Origin of the sequence: Asticcacaulis taihuensis (assembly GCF_900100255.1) — a bacterium.
Lineage (GTDB): Bacteria > Pseudomonadota > Alphaproteobacteria > Caulobacterales > Caulobacteraceae > Asticcacaulis > Asticcacaulis taihuensis.
Genome location: NZ_FMTS01000002.1, coordinates 172542 through 188417, shown reverse-complemented (window position 1 = coordinate 188417; position 15876 = coordinate 172542). Strand labels below are relative to the sequence as shown.

Annotated in this window: 18 protein-coding genes; 13 read left to right on the top strand and 5 right to left on the bottom strand. The window is 60.2% G+C overall.

Annotated features, from left to right (window positions below):
• The first annotated feature begins 45 nt into the window (after positions 1-45).
• From BLO49_RS07665 to BLO49_RS07630, 8 genes are all read left to right on the top strand, one after another.
• Positions 46-693 (top strand): FliH/SctL family protein, encoded by a 648-nt coding sequence (locus tag BLO49_RS07665; RefSeq protein ID WP_090646623.1) that lies wholly within the window; start codon positions 46-48, stop codon positions 691-693.
• Positions 694-728: 35 nt separating this feature from the next.
• On the top strand, positions 729-1058 hold the full coding sequence (gene fliN, locus BLO49_RS07660) for a flagellar motor switch protein FliN (RefSeq protein ID WP_090646621.1): 330 nt from the start codon (positions 729-731) through the stop codon (positions 1056-1058).
• Positions 1055-2425 carry a sigma-54-dependent transcriptional regulator FlbD gene (gene flbD / locus BLO49_RS07655; RefSeq protein WP_090646618.1) on the top strand — a complete coding sequence of 457 codons (1371 nt, stop codon included), beginning with the start codon at positions 1055-1057 and terminating at the stop codon, positions 2423-2425. Before fliN ends, flbD begins: the two co-directional genes overlap by 4 nt.
• Positions 2426-2631: 206 nt before the next feature.
• Positions 2632-3126 (top strand): methylated-DNA--[protein]-cysteine S-methyltransferase, encoded by a 495-nt coding sequence (locus BLO49_RS07650; protein WP_090646615.1) that lies wholly within the window; start codon positions 2632-2634, stop codon positions 3124-3126.
• Between the two features lie 84 nt (positions 3127-3210).
• Positions 3211-5298 (top strand): flagellar biosynthesis protein FlhA, encoded by a 2088-nt coding sequence (flhA, locus tag BLO49_RS07645; protein ID WP_090646612.1) that lies wholly within the window; start codon positions 3211-3213, stop codon positions 5296-5298.
• Positions 5299-5358: 60 nt separating this feature from the next.
• Positions 5359-5682: a hypothetical protein gene (locus BLO49_RS07640; protein WP_090646610.1), complete on the top strand. Its 324-nt coding sequence runs from the start codon at positions 5359-5361 to the stop codon at positions 5680-5682.
• Positions 5683-5827: 145 nt separating this feature from the next.
• Positions 5828-6301: a DUF4262 domain-containing protein gene (locus BLO49_RS07635; RefSeq protein WP_170828254.1), complete on the top strand. Its 474-nt coding sequence runs from the start codon at positions 5828-5830 to the stop codon at positions 6299-6301.
• A gap of 86 nt (positions 6302-6387) precedes the next feature.
• Entirely contained in the window at positions 6388-6900 is a 513-nt protein-coding gene (locus BLO49_RS07630; RefSeq protein ID WP_090646605.1) for a DUF4282 domain-containing protein, read from the top strand.
• Between the two features lie 157 nt (positions 6901-7057).
• On the opposite strand, the gene BLO49_RS07625 is transcribed toward BLO49_RS07630, so the two are convergent.
• The 3 genes from BLO49_RS07625 to fliI form a co-directional block, all read right to left on the bottom strand.
• The gene (locus BLO49_RS07625) at positions 7058-8119 is read right to left on the bottom strand and encodes an endo-1,4-beta-xylanase (RefSeq protein WP_245678933.1); all 1062 of its coding nucleotides are present in this window, start codon (positions 8117-8119) and stop codon (positions 7058-7060) included.
• A 3-nt stretch (positions 8120-8122) separates the two neighbouring features.
• Positions 8123-8536: a flagellar export protein FliJ gene (locus BLO49_RS07620; protein ID WP_090646602.1), complete on the bottom strand. Its 414-nt coding sequence runs from the start codon at positions 8534-8536 to the stop codon at positions 8123-8125.
• Between the two features lie 61 nt (positions 8537-8597).
• Positions 8598-9929: a flagellar protein export ATPase FliI gene (gene fliI, locus BLO49_RS07615; protein WP_090646600.1), complete on the bottom strand. Its 1332-nt coding sequence runs from the start codon at positions 9927-9929 to the stop codon at positions 8598-8600.
• Between the two features lie 105 nt (positions 9930-10034).
• Between fliI and BLO49_RS07610 the strand changes: the two genes are divergently transcribed.
• Positions 10035-10907 (top strand): alpha/beta fold hydrolase, encoded by an 873-nt coding sequence (locus BLO49_RS07610; protein WP_090646598.1) that lies wholly within the window; start codon positions 10035-10037, stop codon positions 10905-10907.
• A 261-nt stretch (positions 10908-11168) separates the two neighbouring features.
• Here the strand turns inward: BLO49_RS07610 and BLO49_RS07605 are convergent, their stop codons facing one another.
• A complete protein-coding gene (locus BLO49_RS07605) occupies positions 11169-12053 on the bottom strand; it encodes a CmcJ/NvfI family oxidoreductase (RefSeq protein ID WP_090646595.1) in 885 nt (294 codons plus the stop codon).
• Positions 12054-12161: 108 nt separating this feature from the next.
• Between BLO49_RS07605 and BLO49_RS07600 the strand changes: the two genes are divergently transcribed.
• The 3 genes from BLO49_RS07600 to BLO49_RS07590 are packed head-to-tail and all read left to right on the top strand — an operon-like array spanning position 12162 to position 14676.
• Positions 12162-14120 carry a DUF2075 domain-containing protein gene (locus BLO49_RS07600; RefSeq protein ID WP_090646593.1) on the top strand — a complete coding sequence of 653 codons (1959 nt, stop codon included), beginning with the start codon at positions 12162-12164 and terminating at the stop codon, positions 14118-14120.
• Positions 14121-14165: 45 nt separating this feature from the next.
• Entirely contained in the window at positions 14166-14408 is a 243-nt protein-coding gene (locus BLO49_RS07595; RefSeq protein WP_170828253.1) for a type II toxin-antitoxin system ParD family antitoxin, read from the top strand.
• Positions 14395-14676, top strand: a complete 282-nt coding sequence (locus tag BLO49_RS07590) for a type II toxin-antitoxin system RelE/ParE family toxin (protein ID WP_090646587.1) — start codon at positions 14395-14397, stop codon at positions 14674-14676. The genes BLO49_RS07595 and BLO49_RS07590 overlap by 14 nt, the downstream gene beginning before the upstream one ends.
• A gap of 11 nt (positions 14677-14687) precedes the next feature.
• Here the strand turns inward: BLO49_RS07590 and BLO49_RS07585 are convergent, their stop codons facing one another.
• Positions 14688-15137 (bottom strand): hypothetical protein, encoded by a 450-nt coding sequence (locus BLO49_RS07585; RefSeq protein ID WP_139159644.1) that lies wholly within the window; start codon positions 15135-15137, stop codon positions 14688-14690.
• A gap of 173 nt (positions 15138-15310) precedes the next feature.
• On the opposite strand from BLO49_RS07585, the gene BLO49_RS07580 reads away from it, so the two are divergent.
• The gene (locus tag BLO49_RS07580) at positions 15311-15619 is read left to right on the top strand and encodes a hypothetical protein (RefSeq protein WP_090646582.1); all 309 of its coding nucleotides are present in this window, start codon (positions 15311-15313) and stop codon (positions 15617-15619) included.
• Positions 15620-15876 lie beyond the last annotated feature (257 nt).

Genomic DNA, 15876 nt, shown 5'->3' with positions numbered 1-15876 from the left:
TGGTGGTGGGGTGTCTTACTTCTTCTTACTGACGGGAGCCGTCGCATGACCCAGCCCGTTCACAAGCGTTTCGAGTTTGGCACCGTCTTCGGCGATGGCGGCCGCATCGTTTCCGCGCCGCCACCGCGCGAGAAGAAATTCTATACGCCCGAAGAGGTCGAGGACATCCGCAAATCGGCCCAGGCCGCCGGTGAAAACTCGGCCCTGGCCCGCGCGCAGATGGCGCAGTCCGCTGCCCTGCAATCGCTCGCTGACGCTGCGCAGCAAGGGCTTGGCGGCCTGACCGACGCTATCCACGCTCACAAGGAAGCCGCCGTCCGGCTGGCGCTCGTCTGCGCGCAGAAGATCGCCGCCGAGGCGCTGGAGCGTTTCCCCGAAGCGCCCCTGACCGCCGCACTCGATGCGCTGAGCCAGGAGATTGAGCCGGCGACGCGCCTGGTACTCTTCGCCAGCAATCCGAGCGACGAACTGAAATCCGCCGCCGAGGAAGCCGCCATGCTGGCCGGCTTTACCGGCACCGTGCAGTTCCGCGACAACCCGAGCCTGCCGAAAGGCGGCTTCGAGGTAGTGTGGAGCGACGGCCGTGCCGAATATAACCCGCAATCCGTGTTCGAGGCGCTCGAACATGCCCTGAACGAAGCCCTCGAAGCCGAGGTCTATCATAATTCACGCGGTCATCACGATGACCGCTAGGCACCAAAACCGCACCCATGAGTAAGGAGTAAGTCATGGCCGATCTGGGTCTGGAAGATTTTGAAGATACCGGCATCCCCGGACCGGGGCCGGAGGACGAGGGCGACAAGTCGGCCGCCGACCTGGCGCCGGTCTTCGATGTGCCGGTCAATATCTCGGCCGTGCTGGGCAAGAGCTATATGTCCGTCTCCCAGCTTCTGCGGCTGGGGCAGGGCAGCGTGCTGGAACTCGATCGCAAGGTCGGGGAAGCCATTGATATTTATGTAAATAACCGCCTGGTCGCCCGTGGCGAAGTGGTGGTGGTCGATGATCGTCTGGGCGTGACCATGACGGAAATCATCAAGAGCGAGGATTCGGGTCAATGAGACTGTTAGTTGTAGGCAAGCTGAGCGGCCAGCTCTCCGTCGCGGTCAAGATGGCCATGGAAACCGGCGCCAAGGTGGCCCATGTCGAAACCCCGACGCAAGCCACCGCCGCCCTGCTGAAAGGCCAGGGCGCGGACCTTTTGATGGTCGATTACGAACTCGACATCAAGTCGCTGATCGAGGCGAACGAGCGCGAGCACATCTTCGTCACGGTCGTGGCCTGCGGCGTCAATCCGGACCCGCGCAAGGCGGCCTTCGCCATCAGCCAGGGCGCGAAGGAATTCATCCCCCTGCCGCCCGATGCCGAACTGATCGCGGCGGTGCTGGCCGCCGTGTCGGACGATTCGCGCCCGCTGGTGACCGTCGATCCCTCCATGCAGGCCGTGCTGAAACTGGCCGACCAGGTGGCGGCCTCCGACGCCTCCATCCTGATCACCGGCGAAAGCGGCGTCGGCAAGGAAGTGATGGCGCGCTACCTGCACGAAAAGAGCAAGCGCGCCCAGCGGCCGTTCATCTCGGTCAACTGCGCGGCCATTCCCGATAATCTGCTGGAATCGGAACTGTTCGGTCACGAAAAGGGCGCCTTCACCGGGGCGATGGCCCGCCGTATCGGCAAGTTCGAGGAGGCCGATGGCGGCACGCTGCTGCTGGACGAAATCTCCGAAATGGACGCGCGTTTGCAGGCCAAGCTGCTGCGCGCGCTTCAGGAGCGCGTCATTGATCGCGTCGGCGGCGCCAAGCCGGTGCCGGTCAATATCCGCGTGCTGGCCACTTCCAACCGCAACCTCGCTCAGGCTGTGAAAGAGGGCACCTTCCGCGAAGACCTGCTGTATCGTCTCAATGTCATCAACCTGGCCCTGCCGCCGCTGCGTGAGCGCCCGGCCGATATCCTGGCGCTGTCGGAACACTTTGCCAAGAAGTATTCCGAAGCCAACGCCATTGCGCTGAAGCCAATCTCGCTGGAGGCCAAGCGCCGCCTTCAGGCCCATCCGTGGCCGGGCAATGTGCGTGAGCTGGAAAACGCCATGCACCGCGCCGTGCTGCTCTCCACGGGTGCGGAAATCGACGCCGAAGCGATCCGCCTGCCGGATGGCCAGCCGCTTAACCCGGTAGCCCCGATCGGCATGGACTATGTCAACCGCGCCGCCGAGGCCGCGCAAAGCGCCGCGCGTTCGTTCGTCGGCTCGACGGTGGCCGAGGTCGAGCAGAAGCTGATCCTCGATACCCTGTCGCACTGCCTGGGCAATCGGACCCATGCCGCCAACATCCTCGGCATTTCGATCCGCACCCTGCGCAACAAGCTGAACGAATATACGGCGGCGGGCCTCAGCGTCCCGGCCCCGCAGAGTGGCTCCAGCGCGGCTTAAAAACTTCTCCTCCCCTGTAGCGCAGCGTACGGGGGGAGGTGGCGGGCTAAGTCCCGCCGGAGGGGGCAATCCGCCGCCGCTAGTTTTGCCCCCTCCGTCAGCGATACCGGCTCTGCGAGCCTTGCGCTGCCACCTCCCCCGCTTCGCCAAGAGGCTCGCAAGGGAGGATAAAGAGCTTCCGCCTCAATGGCAGGAATGAATGAACCATGTCCCATGTTTTTAAATGGATGGACACGCCGGTCGGGCGGTTGAAACTGGTGGCCAGCGGCAAGGGATTGACGGCGGTCCTGTGGCCAAATGATAATCCCAGGCGCGTGCCGCTGGGCGACCTGACAGAAGACGCGTCGAACCCGCTTCTACTGCAGGCCCAAGCCGAACTGGCCGAATATTTCGCCGGCAAACGCCGCGCCTTCAATGTTCCGCTCGATTTCAACGGCACCAGTTTTCAGCAATCCGTCTGGCAGGCCCTGCTGACCATTCCCTTCGGTGAAACGCGCAGCTACGGCCAGATCGCCGCACAGCTTGGAAAGCCCTCCGCCAGTCGAGCCGTGGGTGCGGCAAACGGCAAAAATCCCATCTCGATCATCGCGCCCTGCCACCGCATGATCGGCACCAATGGCAAGCTGACCGGCTTTGCCGACGGGCTGGAAACCAAGGCGCATCTGCTGGCACTGGAAGGGCATGAAACGGGACTCTTTTAACGCAAATTAACCATTCGTTCACCACGGATCGGGTAATTTTTGCCTAGTCCGCATGCCGGGCGTTTTGTACCCCCGGAGACCCGTTTGGCCAACGCTGCGACCATTCCCTTCAAGCCTTCCGAAATCGGCGGCTGGCTGAAGCGCGGCGAGGTCATCATGGCCGTCGGCGTGATCTCGATCATCGTGATCCTGATCGTGCCCATGCCGAGCTTCGTGCTCGATATCCTGCTGTCACTCTCCATCACCTCGGCCATCCTGATCCTGATGACCGGCCTCTTCATCAAGAAGCCGCTGGAATTCAGCTCGTTCCCCACCGTGTTGCTGGTGACGACGCTGTTCCGCCTGGCGCTCAACATCACCTCCATGCGTATCATCCTGACCCACGGCCAGGATGGTTCGGAAGCGGCCGGCGCGGTCATCCATGCCTTCGGCATGTTGATGACCCAGGGCAATTTCATCATCGGGGCGATCCTCTTCGCCATCCTGGTGCTGGTCAATTTCGTCGTCATTACCAAGGGTTCCGGCCGTATCGCCGAAGTGGCGGCGCGCTTCACCCTCGATTCGATGCCCGGCAAGCAGATGGCCATCGATGCCGACCTCTCCTCCGGCCTGATCGATCAGGAAGAGGCCAAGATCCGCCGTAAGGAGGTCGAGCAGGAATCGGGCTTCTTCGGCGCCATGGACGGTGCCTCGAAGTTCGTGCGCGGCGACGCCGTGGCCGGCATTGTTATCACCGTGGTCAATATCGTCGGTGGCATCCTGATCGGCATTTTCCAGCACCAGATGGATGCCGGCGAGGCCGCGAAAACCTACATGCTGCTGACCATCGGCGACGGCCTGGTGACGCAGATTCCCGCCCTGATCATCTCGATTGCCGCCGGCTTCCTGGTGTCGAAGGCCGGCGTCGATGGCTCGGCCGACAAGGCCATCGTACTGCAACTGGCGCGCAATCCCGTGGCGCTCGGCGTCGTCTCGGCGGCCTCCGGCGTCATGGGGCTGATCCCCGGAATGCCGATCGTGTTCTTCGGCGCCATTGCACTGGCCACAGGCGCCCTGGCCTGGCGCATCGGCCGTCAGCCGCCAAAGCCGACGCAGGCGGAAATCGACGCCATCAATGCCGCCAACATGCCGCCTGAGGAAGAACCGATCTCGGCGGCACTGGCCATTGATGATGTCAAGATCGAGCTGGGCCTGGGCCTGCTCGGTCTGATCAACGATCTGGACGGCCGTAAACTGACCGACCAGATCAAGGCCCTGCGCCGGACCCTGGCGCAGGAATACGGCTTCATCATGCCGTCGGTGCGCATCCTCGATAATATGCGCCTGCCGTCTCAGGGCTATTGCGTGCGCATCAAGGAGATGGAAGCCGGTTCCGGCGAGGTCCGCATCGGTTCGCTGATGGCCATGGACCCGACCGGCCGTCAGGTCGAACTACCCGGCGAGCACATGAAGGAGCCGGCCTTTGGCCTGCCCGCCACCTGGATCGATAACGCCCTGCGCGAGGAAGCCACCTTCCTGGGCTACACCATTGTCGATCCGGCCACCGTCATCACCACCCACCTGACGGAAATCCTCAAGGACAACATGTCCGACCTGCTCAGCTATTCGGAACTCTCCAAGCTGCTGCGCGATCTGCCTTCGGATGAAAAGAAGCTGGTCGATGACCTGATCCCGCAGGTCATTTCCACCGCCACCCTGCAACGCGTGCTCCAGGCCCTGCTCAAGGAACGCGTATCGATCCGCGACCTGCCGGCCATCCTCGAAGCGCTCGGCGAGGCGGCTTCGCACACCAAGTCGATCACCCAGATGGTCGAACATGTCCGCTCTCGGTTGGCGCGGCAACTTTGCTGGGCCAATCGATCGGATGATGGTTCTTTGCCGATCGTCACCCTGTCGCCGGACTGGGAAAACGCCTTTGCCTCGTCGCTGGTGGGGCAGGGCGAGGACCGGCAACTGACCATGGCGCCCTCGCATTTGCAGGACTTCATCCGCGGCGTGCGCGATACCTTCGAGCGCGTGTCGATGAATGGCGAGGTGGCGGTACTGCTGACCTCGCCCACCATCCGGCCGTTCGTGCGCTCGATCATCGAACGCTTCCGGGCCAATACGGTGGTCATGAGCCAGAACGAAATCCATCCGAAGGTGAAGCTCAAGACGGTCGGTCAGGTGTAAGTACCTCACGCAAAAACACCTGCGCTTTGCTTGGTGTATTTTGCGTGGTAAGAAAGCGCCATGACAGAACCGGAAATTGCATCCAGCCAGATCGAAGCCGCTTACACTTATCGGCTTACCGTACGGTTTATGCATTCAGATCGTGACCTCTCGGAAGTCCCTGATGTGTTAGGTCTCTTGGCACACAAGCTCTGGAGAAAAGGCGATGAGCATTTTAATCCAAAGGGTGAGTGGAGGGGGCAACGAAAAAAATCTGCCTGCATTATCCAGTTTGTCGAGGATCACGAAAAATATTTGCCTCAAGGAATAAAAGCGGCGATTACGCTCTTACAGCCTCATCGCCAATACATTCATCAGCTTATAGATCAAGGTGTTGAAGCTTAGTTGGCTGTGGGCTGGTTTGCCAGAGAATGGAACTCTAGTGAATGGCTTGACTGGCAGTTGATGAGAGACATTGCGGATCTCAAATTGTCGCTGGATTTGGATATTTATGGTCCTGAAGCAAACGACACCGACATTGAAGCCACCGATGCCCAACGCCTTCGACCGTCACGAACCTAACCTGCCGCCTGGTGCGCGCGATGTGCTGGCCACCATCCGTCTGCACGGCTGGTCCTATGCGCCGGATAGCCACCACGCCTATACGACCGGTTTCGGCTGGAGCTTGAAGGCGCCGGAAATCGTGGTGTGCGCCCAGGCGTCCCATGTGGCGCGCGACCTGCTGGCGGAAGCCTACCGGCAACTGAAAGCGGGCGTAAAGCTGCGGCCCGGCAAGCCCTATGACGGCTTTTTCGAGGATTGCCCGGTCTTTTTCCAGCCCATAGAGCGGCGATGGTACGACCGCTATCTCGGCTGGAGCGTCTGGTTCTGGGGCGATTACACGTTCAAGGCCCTGCAGATGGTGGTGCCGGATTCCAGGGGGCTGCTGCCCTGGCAGCCGGGATTCGATCCGGCGGAAATGCAGCCCGATCTTTCGGGGCGCAAATGGGCGGCGCGCGGTTAACCAATCACAAGTCTTGACAATTTCGCCGTAAACGACGTTAACAGGACGACGGAAGGCAAATTCGTCTTTGCGGGGAATTCGGCATAATGCAGCGTACCATCAGACAGGTTTTCGGCACCACGCGCCCCAGAGATATCTGGCTCAACCTGTTCACGTTTGACCAGCTCCTGACGCGGCCGATCATCCATATCGTCTACTGGTGCGGACTGGGCCTTTTGTTTATCGGCGCGCTCGGCTGGGCGGGCATCATGGTCGGCACCGGCATCAAGGACGCCTCGATCATGGGCTGGCTGCTGTCGTTCGGCCTGCTGGTCGTGGGTTTTCTGGGCTTCATGATCGCCGTGCTGGCCTGGCGGTCGGTGTGCGAACTCTATATGGCGGTGATGAATATCGCCGAAGACCTGCGTTACCTGCGCCAGTTTCAGGAAAAGCTGACGCCCCAGAGCTTCGCGCCGGTTACGCCGCAAGCCGTGACGCCGCCACCTGTAGCGGCGCCAGATACGGCGGCTGTGGCCGAACCGGCCCCGCCAAGTGGCTCAAAGGATAATATCCTCGAAGATCCGTTCTTCCGCCCGCGCTTCGAGCGCAAGGATTTGTGATTTAATCCTCCCCTCTTGGGGGGGAGGTGTCGCCGCGTAGTCGGCGACGGAGGGGGAAATCCGGCCGTGGCGTATGGGGCTTTACCCCTCCGTCAGCGACACCGGCCCTAAAGGGCCTCGCGCTGCCACCTCCCCTCCAAGAGGGGAGGACCATTTCTTACTTCATCGCACTCACAAATGCCTGGGCCAGGGGTTTCGGCCGGCCGAGACCATCGAACAGCACCGGCTCATCGGGCAGCAATCCCTTGCCGCCCTGCGCCGTATTCAGCCAGGAATCGGAATCGCGCAGCGCCCACATCGTCAGGCCATAGCGCTGGCGGTCCGGCACATCATGATAGGCTTCCAGCAGTTCGCTCAGTACCCGCACCTGATGGATGCGCGGCGCGGCGAGATTGACCGGATGGGGCTCGCGTAAGGATATATCGACCTCGGACACATGCACCTTTAGCCCCAGAGAGGCGATGTCTTTGATCGCCGCCTTGATCAGGCCGGGCTCGATGCCGGAATCGATATGGGTTTGGGTGCCGATGCCGGAGAGGGGCGCGCCGTCTTTCAGCAGCTTTTCGCATAGCTTGAGGAAGGTTGTGCGCTTTTTCGGCGTCAGTTCGAGATTGTAATCATTGAGGAAGAGGGTAGCCGAAGGATCGGCCTGATGCGCCGCTTCCAGCGCCAGGCCGATATAGTCATCGCCCAGCACCTCACGCCACAGGCAGGGGCGTAAGGATCGACCGTCGTTCCATATGGGCTCGTTGACCACATCCCAGCCCCTGATGAAGCCGGTGAAGTGATTGATCACATCCTGAATATAACGCGTATAGGCCAGCAGAAAGGCGTCGGGTTTCGTCTTCAGTTTCTGGAAATATTCGCCATCCTGTGCGTACCAGATCAGGGCGTGGCCATGCAGCCCCATGCCATTGCGGCGGGCAAAACGCACCAGCGCGTCGGCGCGATCGAATTGCAGGCTGCCATCCGGCCGCAGCAGATATTCCATCTTCATTTCCCACTCCGGCGTCAGGCGGGAGAAATGCGTGGCGGCCAGTCGGGTCCAGGCGGTATCGGACAGCTTGCGGAAGCTGGCGGAAACGCCGAGCGGATAGGGCGTGACGGATTTGAGCGGCGGGATGGCGCCATAGGTTTGCGCCGCCGCCGGCAGGATGCGGCTGAGGGCAAGCGTGGATGCGCCGGCGGCCAGTCCACTCAGAAGGCCGCGCCGGTTCACAGATTAAGCCTGGCGGCTCATGCGCAGTGACACTTCATCAAGCATGGCGTTTTCGGCGCGCTTGTCATTCGCGACGCGCTTGAGGTGGGTGATTTCGGCGACGTGCTCGAACTTCTTCAGGTCTTCAAACGCCAGGCCCAGCGAATCGCGCACGCCGTCTTCTTCCTGGGTGATCAGGTCGAGTTCGGTCGCGGCGGCATCGCGGCGGAATTGGAAGCCGCGCTTATAGGCGGTCAGGCTGTGGGCCAGCATGGGGTCTTCGGCGGCGCGCACGCATTCCAGCTCGAACTCGGCATCGAGCGTGGCCAGCTTCATTTCGGCGTGTGTGCGGCGGGTGACCACCTCGGCCAGTCGTTTTTGCAGGGTTTCGACCTCAAAGGTGGACAAACGAATTAATGATTTGGCCCATTTGGTCATGATATTCCCCTTGTACTGACTGGCTTTACCGGCAGCGTGGCTTCCGGTGTCGGGTCAAAACTTAACCCTTGCTAAGAATGTCGGCCAAAAGGGTAAAGGACTCGTCAAGAGGGGTGTAATCATCCTTATCCTGACGCAGAAATTGTTCGATGTCCGGATTAAGGACAATGGCGCGGTCGACATCGGGATCAGCACCGGACCGATAGGCGCCGATGCGAATCAATTCTTCCATGTTTGAATAGGCCGACATCACCTTGCGTGCCTGCCGCACCACCTCGCGTTCGGGGATCGACTGGCATTCCGGCATGGTCCGGCTGATCGATTTCAGCACGTCAATGGCGGGGAAACGGCCGCGCTCGGCAATGGTCCGGCTCATGACGATGTGGCCATCGAGAATACCGCGCACGGCGTCGGCGATCGGCTCGTTATGGTCGTCGCCATCGACCAGCACGGTGAAAAGCCCGGTGATCGGACCGGTCTGGGTGCCATCGTCGAGCATCGGGCCGGGGCCGGCGCGTTCCAGCAGCTTGGGCAGCTCGGCGAAGCAGGTGGGCGTGTAGCCCTTGGTTGTCGGCGGCTCGCCGGTGGCCAGGCCGATCTCGCGCTGGGCCATGGCAAAGCGCGTGACCGAATCCATCAGGCACAGCACTTCCAGTCCCTGATCGCGCAGGAACTCAGACAGAGCGAGCGTCATATAGGCGGCCTGGCGGCGTTTCAGCGCCGGCTCGTCCGAGGTGGCGACCACGACGATGGCGCGCTTCAGGCCTTCTGGCCCCAGGGTTTCTTCAATGAATTCGCGCACTTCCCGGCCGCGTTCGCCGATGAGGCCGACCACGACGGCATCGCAGGTGGCCTCGCGCGCCAGCATGGAGAGCAGGACCGATTTGCCCACGCCGGAGCCGGCAAACACACCGAGGCGCTGGCCACGGCAGCAGGTGGTGAAGACATCCATGGCGCGGACGCCGAGGTTGAGCCGTTCGCCGACCCGCGCGCGTTTGTGCGCCGCCGGTGGGGCGGCCTTGAGCAGATAACCTTCCGGGCCCTGTGGCAGGGGGCCGTGCTCATCGATGGCATTGCCGAAACTGTCGACGATGCGGCCGAGCCAGGCGGTGGTCGGGTAGACCTTGGCGCCTTCGGAGGAGATGCGGATTTCGGCGCCGGGGGTGACGCCTTCGACCGGTCCGAACGGCATCATCAGAGCACGGTCCTCGCGGAAACCGACGACCTCGACCGGCAAGGGGGGGGCGTGGCGGCGGATGATCTCGCAGCGGGCACCGACCTGCATGTAGGAAAGGCCGCCGCGTGCCTCGATCAGCAGGCCGTTGACCACCGCCACACGCCCGTAAACGCGCAGGGGATCGATATTCTTCACCACTTCGACCAGATCTTGCATGGCGGCGATTATGGTAAATCAGAGCTTAAGAAAGGTTAACGGGTGGGAGAGAAAGCAAGAAGCCCCATCACCATCTTCACTGCGTTCGATGGTCCCCCTCCCCAAATGCTGCGCGTTCAGGGAGGTATAATTCCTCCTATATATCTCCCCATCTCTGATGGGGAGGGGGACCGCACGACGCGCGAAGCGCTAGATGCGGTGGTGGGGTATCTTGCTTTCTTGCCCGGCGCTCCGCATGATCAGTGGATGACACCCATCCTGCTTGTTCCCGGCCTGTTATGTACGGCGGAAATCTTTGCGCCGCAGATCGCCGCGCTCGAACCCTATGGCCCGGTCACCGTCGCTGATACGCTTGAGGGCGAGACCATCCCTGAAATTGCCGCCAATATCCTGGCCCATGCGTCACCGCGCTTTGCCCTGGCCGGCATTTCGATGGGCGGCTATATCTGTTTCGAAATCCTGCGGCAGGCGCCTGAACGGGTGATCAAACTGGCCCTCATCGATACCACGGCGCGCCCCGATACGCCGGAGCAAACCACCCAGCGCCGGGCGCTCATCGCCCTCAGCCGCAAGGCCAGTTTCAGGACCATTCTGACCCAGATGTTCACCAGCCTGGTGCATCCGTCGCATCGACGCAATGCGCATTTGCGCGACATCCAGACCCGCATGGGGCTGGCGGTCGGGATTGATGGCATGGCGCGCCAGCAGGCGGCCATCATCGCGCGCCCGGACTCCCGCCCTGACCTGCCGAATATCGCCGTCCCGACTCTCGTTCTGGTCGGTGACAAAGACCCGCTGACACCCCCCGATCGCGCCGAAGAAATGGCCGCCGCCATACCGGAGGCGCGACTGGTGATCGTGCCGGACTGTGGTCACATATCGACGCTCGAACAGTCGGAAGTGGTCAATCGCGCCCTGATCGAGTGGCTTAGGGAGGATCGACATTCAGTTGTCAATTCTACACCTATTTTAAGGTAGTAAGGCAAATGGTCAGTTTATCCGCAGATTACGCAGATTACGCAGATTTTTTCAGGGCCTAACCTGTGCCGTCCCGTGCCTGAAAATCGATTGTTTTCGGCGCAAAGCGCTAAGCTTTTACAGGTCACAACCTGTGCTCGAAAGCTAGGGGTTTGCGCACTGAAAAAATCTACGTAATCGGCGTAATCTGTGGTTCCCCTTTTCTTAACTATGGCCGCCCGGTTAGATGCACTGATACCAAATCCTGAATGTCGATCCATCCTAGTCCCGCAGGATAAACACACCCACACGGTGTTCGCAGCTTTGCCGTTCCGGGGCATCGGCTGGCGTATCCGGATGAGTAAAAGCGGTGTGGAAGACGGTCTTAAATCCGGCCTCCGGCGCGTCTTTCATATATTCGAAAATCTTGAACACCAGAACTTCGCCGGTCGTCATTTCCGGATAGTAATGCCAGCGGTGTTCGGGATTATAGCGCAGCGAAAGCTGGTTGGTATTCTTGCCGCTCGGTGCGAAATCAACCAGGGCGGCGGGCACCAGATCGGCCGGCGCCACCGACGCCGGATGGCAGATGGCCAGCGGCATGTGTTGCAAGGGCTGGTCCATATAGACGGTGCGCCAGAAATTGAGCACCATGTAGCCGGCGACATCCGGCTGATCGTAGCGTGCCCGCCAGCTTTCCGCATATTCCGGGGTCGAGAAGGCTTCGAGGCTTTCCATATAATCATCCGGCGTCAGGCCGTGATCCTGATGCACGCCTTGCGCATATGGATTGCTGCCAGGGCCGCGCCGCACCAGATAAGGCCCCTGGCGGATTTCCAGTTTGCAGCCGGGCAGCAGACGATCACGGATCAGGACTTCGATCTCCGGCATGTAGATGCGCAGGATATCGTTCTTGTCGCGGTCCTGTAAGGCGCCGGATTCCCAGTCCGCCACCTGTGAAACATGATCAACCAGCACGAAGCCATTGGCGGCGAGGTATTCATGCGCTTCGCCGGTTTGCATGGCGCGGGCGTCGCTGATGGATATGGGCGGCGCGGCCTCCCACGGGATGGGGCCATCGGCCGGTCCATTGACGTGGATCAGCAGCGGGCCATCCGTCACCAGATCGCGGCGGATAAAGCCATTGAGTGTCGCTGTTGTTTCCATCGCCTGCCCCTGTTGTTGTTAGAATAAGAATATGGCCCGCGCGCTGCCCTTGGCAAGAGCGCTTGACCGCACAGGTTGCACCTGGTCTAACCGAGGCGAGGGGAAACAATGCGCGCCTATTATACCGCAGACCGGGCGAAATTCTTCAGCGACAGCGAAGAACATATTGTTGGGGCACTGGCGCTTCGACACAGTTTCGACCTGGAAGAGAACCAGAAGCGCGCCTGGCAGCAACAGATACTGATCATGCGCAACGCGCTGAACGCAATCGCTGCCTTCACCATCTATTTTGAGTTCGCCATTCCGCGCATGGGCAAGCGCGCCGATGTCGTCGTGGTCATTGGTGACTGTGTCTTCGTCATTGAATTCAAGGTCGGCAGCGACGTGTTTTCGCCTCAGGCGATTGAGCAGGTGGAAGACTACGCGCTCGATCTCAAGAACTTCCACGCCGGGAGTCATGACCTGTCGATCGTGCCTGTTCTGGTGCCGACAAAGGCCAGTACGGCGCAGCCTGTGCAACTGGAACTGTCAATCGGTCAGGTAGCTCGTCCGGTTCTGGCCAGTGTTATCGATCTGGCCGACATTATCCGGATGGCCAGCGCGCAGCATCTTCATAACGATCTGAATGTCGATGAATGGGCCGCCAGCGGTTATCGGCCGACACCAACGATTATTCAGGCGGCGCAGGCGCTTTATGCCAGCCATAATGTCGAGGACATCACGCGGCGGGATGCCGATGCCGTCAACCTGGGCCGGACAGAAGCCGCGATATCTCAAGTGATTGCGGAAACCAGGGCCAATCAGCGCAAGGCCATTTGCTTTATCACCGGTGTGCCCGGCGCCGGCAAGACCCTGGCCGGCCTCGATATCGCCACCCGGCGCAGTGAGGACAGGACTGAGCACACGACCTACCTGACCGGCAACGGGCCGCTTATCGCCGTCTTGCAGACGGCTCTGGCGCGGGATCAGGCGGCACGCGAAAAAGTGTCCGTCAAGTTTGCTGAAAGCAAGGTGAGGGCCTTCATCCAGAATATCCATGAATTTCGGGATGAGTATGCGACGCGAAGCGCATTGCCACCGTCTGATCATGTGGTGGTGTTTGACGAAGCTCAGCGCGCCTGGACGAAGGCGCAGGCGTCGAAATTCATGCAGATCAAGCGCGGCATTGCTGATTTCGACATGTCGGAACCGGAGTTCCTGCTGAGCGTGATGGACCGCCATCCCGATTGGTGCGTGGTGGTTTGCCTGATCGGCGGCGGTCAGGAGATCAATATCGGCGAGGCGGGCCTGTCCGAATGGATGGCGGCCATTCGTGATCATTTTTCGCACTGGCAGGTCCACGCCTCGGCGCAGATTGTCCAGCCGGATTACGATCTGAAGCATGACGCGCGGGCCTTTATCGCCAGCGAGCAGGTGCATCTGCATGATGATCTGCATCTAGGCGTTTCGATGCGCTCCTTCCGCGCCGAGACCCTGTCTGACTTTATCTCCCATCTGTTGAATGGCGATGCAGCGGCGGCGCGGGCGGCGCATGACCGGCTGGGCAACTACCCCATCCTCCTGACGCGTGACCTGAATGCCGCCAGGGCCTGGCTGCGCGAAACGGCGCGCGGTTCGGAACGTTATGGCCTGGTGGCATCATCCGGCGCGATGCGTCTGCGGCCGGAAGGCATCCATATCAAGGCGGCGATCGATCCTGCCAACTGGTTCCTCAATGAGCGCAGCGATGTGCGCTCGTCCTTCTATCTCGAAGAGGTAGCCAGCGAGTTTGATGTGCAGGGCCTGGAACTGGACTTCACCGGCGTCTGCTGGGATGCCGACTGGCGCTATGTCGATGGGCAGTGGCAGGCATGGAATTTCAAGGGCACGAAATGGCAGAAGGTCAATGACGGTTTCCGCCGGCTGTATCTGAAAAATGCCTACCGCGTGCTGTTGACCCGTGCGCGCCAGGGCATGGTGATCTTCGTGCCGCAGGGCGATGATGCCGATCCGACGCGTCCCAAATGTTTCTACGACGAAACCTTTGCGTTTCTGGAAAGCTGCGGGTTGAAGCCGTCAATGATATGATCTAATATTATTTAATCGTATCCAGATGAGGCCGCTATGCCTGCCATGAGTATTTCTCTGTCCGACAAGATGCGCGGGTTTATCAAGTCCCGTGTTGAGGGGGGCGACTACCATAATGAAAGCGAATATATCCGCGATCTGGTGCGCCGTGATCAGGAACGCCTGAAAAATGAAGAGGGTTTGATCGCCGAGCTGGATGCGGCCATGGCCAGCGGCATAAGTGATCAAAAAATTCCGGATATTATGCGAGAGGTAAAAGCGCGCCTGAAGGCCGATGGCCGCCTATAAGCTTTCTGTAGACGCCAGAAACAGACTGGCGGAAATCTACGAATACACCTTGCTGAATTTTGGCGAGCGTCAGGCTGATGCCTATTATCTGGCGCTGCATGAGACTTTTGAGCGTCTCGCCCATTCGCCTCTAATGGGGCGGACGTTTCGCGCCTATCGCCGTCATGATCACGGGCAATATGCGATCTTCTATACGCCTGCGGATGGTGAAATTGTTATCGCGCAAATTTTTCATCACAGTGAAAACATCGACGCCAGGCTCCGCTGATTTTTCTAGGCTCAGTACTGCGTATCGCAGCCGATCACGGGTGGATGGATCTGCGCGTCCTTAATGGTGCCGGCATAGTTGTGGCAGTAGAGCAGTTCATCCGGAAAGCCCGCCTTGGTCGCCGTGCGGATCGTGATGAGCACATAGGGGGCGCCGTCCATGATCTGCGGAAATGCCGACGTATCGATGCCGTCGCCCGTCATGTGAATGCGGCGGGCCCGGGCGTCAAAGGCGCCTTTGTCGTAGCCGACGTCCAGCCGGTTCAGCTTGTCGGCCTTATCCCGGTATTCCGGTTTCGCCATGCCGTAATAATAGGCATCGACCGTGAAATGCCGGTCTGACGCCTTCAGTTTGGCTTCGGCCGCGGGCGTCAGTTGCAGGGTGAGGTCATAGGCATAGGGGCCAGGTTTCGCGGGTTTGGTCGGTTGGCACTGGCACAGGCTGAAAAGTAGCGGCAGCAAGACTGCCTTCTGAAATGTCTTTGAAAATCCTTCTGACATGGCATCCCCCCCTGCGCTGCATTTTCCTTTTCATAGCATATGCTACCGCCGCCGGCTCCCGAATAGTTGATCGGACGGCGTAACGCGGTTGTGTTACATTATGGGGAAGGGCGGGGACCAACAGGAGTGCTCCTATGTTCTTTATGAAAGATGCGGCGCAGCAGGCGCTCGATATCAATATCGGTCGCGTGCTTGAAATGTTTCGGTCCGGCGTTTTGGACCGCAATCAGGCGTGCGAGGCCCTGACGCGCTTTTTCGAAGGCGCCTCCCACCATGACGCCGCCGATCTCAATGCTCACCTGATGCGCATTGTCGAGCGGGTGGATATCGGCACCCTGGAGCCCAAGGAAGCCCGCCACAAACTGGTGAAGGCGGCGCTGGCCTCGGAAAAGAACGACCTGCGCTATGTCGATATCCTCCACCATATGGTCGAGGAAGCGTAATCAGGTTTTCATAAGGGGCGGATTTTATCGCGCGCTTGAAGTGTGGGCGCGGATGTCTTTTTGCGTCATTCAGGGCCTTCGTCTGTTTCGGCTTCATGTCGAAACAGACGAAGGCCTGTGTGATTCAAATGACTCACCCGGAGAAAATGCCGGTAAAAATCCTGTGCATAAAGAGAATCGTTGACTCCCGACTCTTGCCCCCGATTCGCAAATCACCTTACCCCTTGAATCTGAGTTTTCTAACCCGAGTTGTTAAG

Excerpts from the sequence above, each read along its gene's own strand:
- BLO49_RS07595 (WP_170828253.1), top strand. The coding sequence starts at position 14,166 with ATGAGTATTTCTCTGTCCGACAAGATGCGCGGGTTTATCAAGTCCCGT.
- BLO49_RS07590 (WP_090646587.1), top strand. The coding sequence starts at position 14,395 with ATGGCCGCCTATAAGCTTTCTGTAGACGCCAGAAACAGACTGGCGGAA.
- BLO49_RS07610 (WP_090646598.1), top strand. The coding sequence starts at position 10,035 with ATGCTGCGCGTTCAGGGAGGTATAATTCCTCCTATATATCTCCCCATC.
- BLO49_RS07665 (WP_090646623.1), top strand. The coding sequence starts at position 46 with ATGACCCAGCCCGTTCACAAGCGTTTCGAGTTTGGCACCGTCTTCGGC.
- fliN (WP_090646621.1), top strand. The coding sequence starts at position 729 with ATGGCCGATCTGGGTCTGGAAGATTTTGAAGATACCGGCATCCCCGGA.
- BLO49_RS07650 (WP_090646615.1), top strand. The coding sequence starts at position 2,632 with ATGTCCCATGTTTTTAAATGGATGGACACGCCGGTCGGGCGGTTGAAA.
- BLO49_RS07600 (WP_090646593.1), top strand. The coding sequence starts at position 12,162 with ATGCGCGCCTATTATACCGCAGACCGGGCGAAATTCTTCAGCGACAGC.
- BLO49_RS07635 (WP_170828254.1), top strand. The coding sequence starts at position 5,828 with ATGCCCAACGCCTTCGACCGTCACGAACCTAACCTGCCGCCTGGTGCG.
- BLO49_RS07620 (WP_090646602.1), bottom strand. The coding sequence starts at position 8,536 with ATGACCAAATGGGCCAAATCATTAATTCGTTTGTCCACCTTTGAGGTC.
- fliI (WP_090646600.1), bottom strand. The coding sequence starts at position 9,929 with ATGCAAGATCTGGTCGAAGTGGTGAAGAATATCGATCCCCTGCGCGTT.
- BLO49_RS07605 (WP_090646595.1), bottom strand. The coding sequence starts at position 12,053 with ATGGAAACAACAGCGACACTCAATGGCTTTATCCGCCGCGATCTGGTG.
- BLO49_RS07640 (WP_090646610.1), top strand. The coding sequence starts at position 5,359 with ATGACAGAACCGGAAATTGCATCCAGCCAGATCGAAGCCGCTTACACT.
- BLO49_RS07580 (WP_090646582.1), top strand. The coding sequence starts at position 15,311 with ATGTTCTTTATGAAAGATGCGGCGCAGCAGGCGCTCGATATCAATATC.
- BLO49_RS07630 (WP_090646605.1), top strand. The coding sequence starts at position 6,388 with ATGCAGCGTACCATCAGACAGGTTTTCGGCACCACGCGCCCCAGAGAT.
- flbD (WP_090646618.1), top strand. The coding sequence starts at position 1,055 with ATGAGACTGTTAGTTGTAGGCAAGCTGAGCGGCCAGCTCTCCGTCGCG.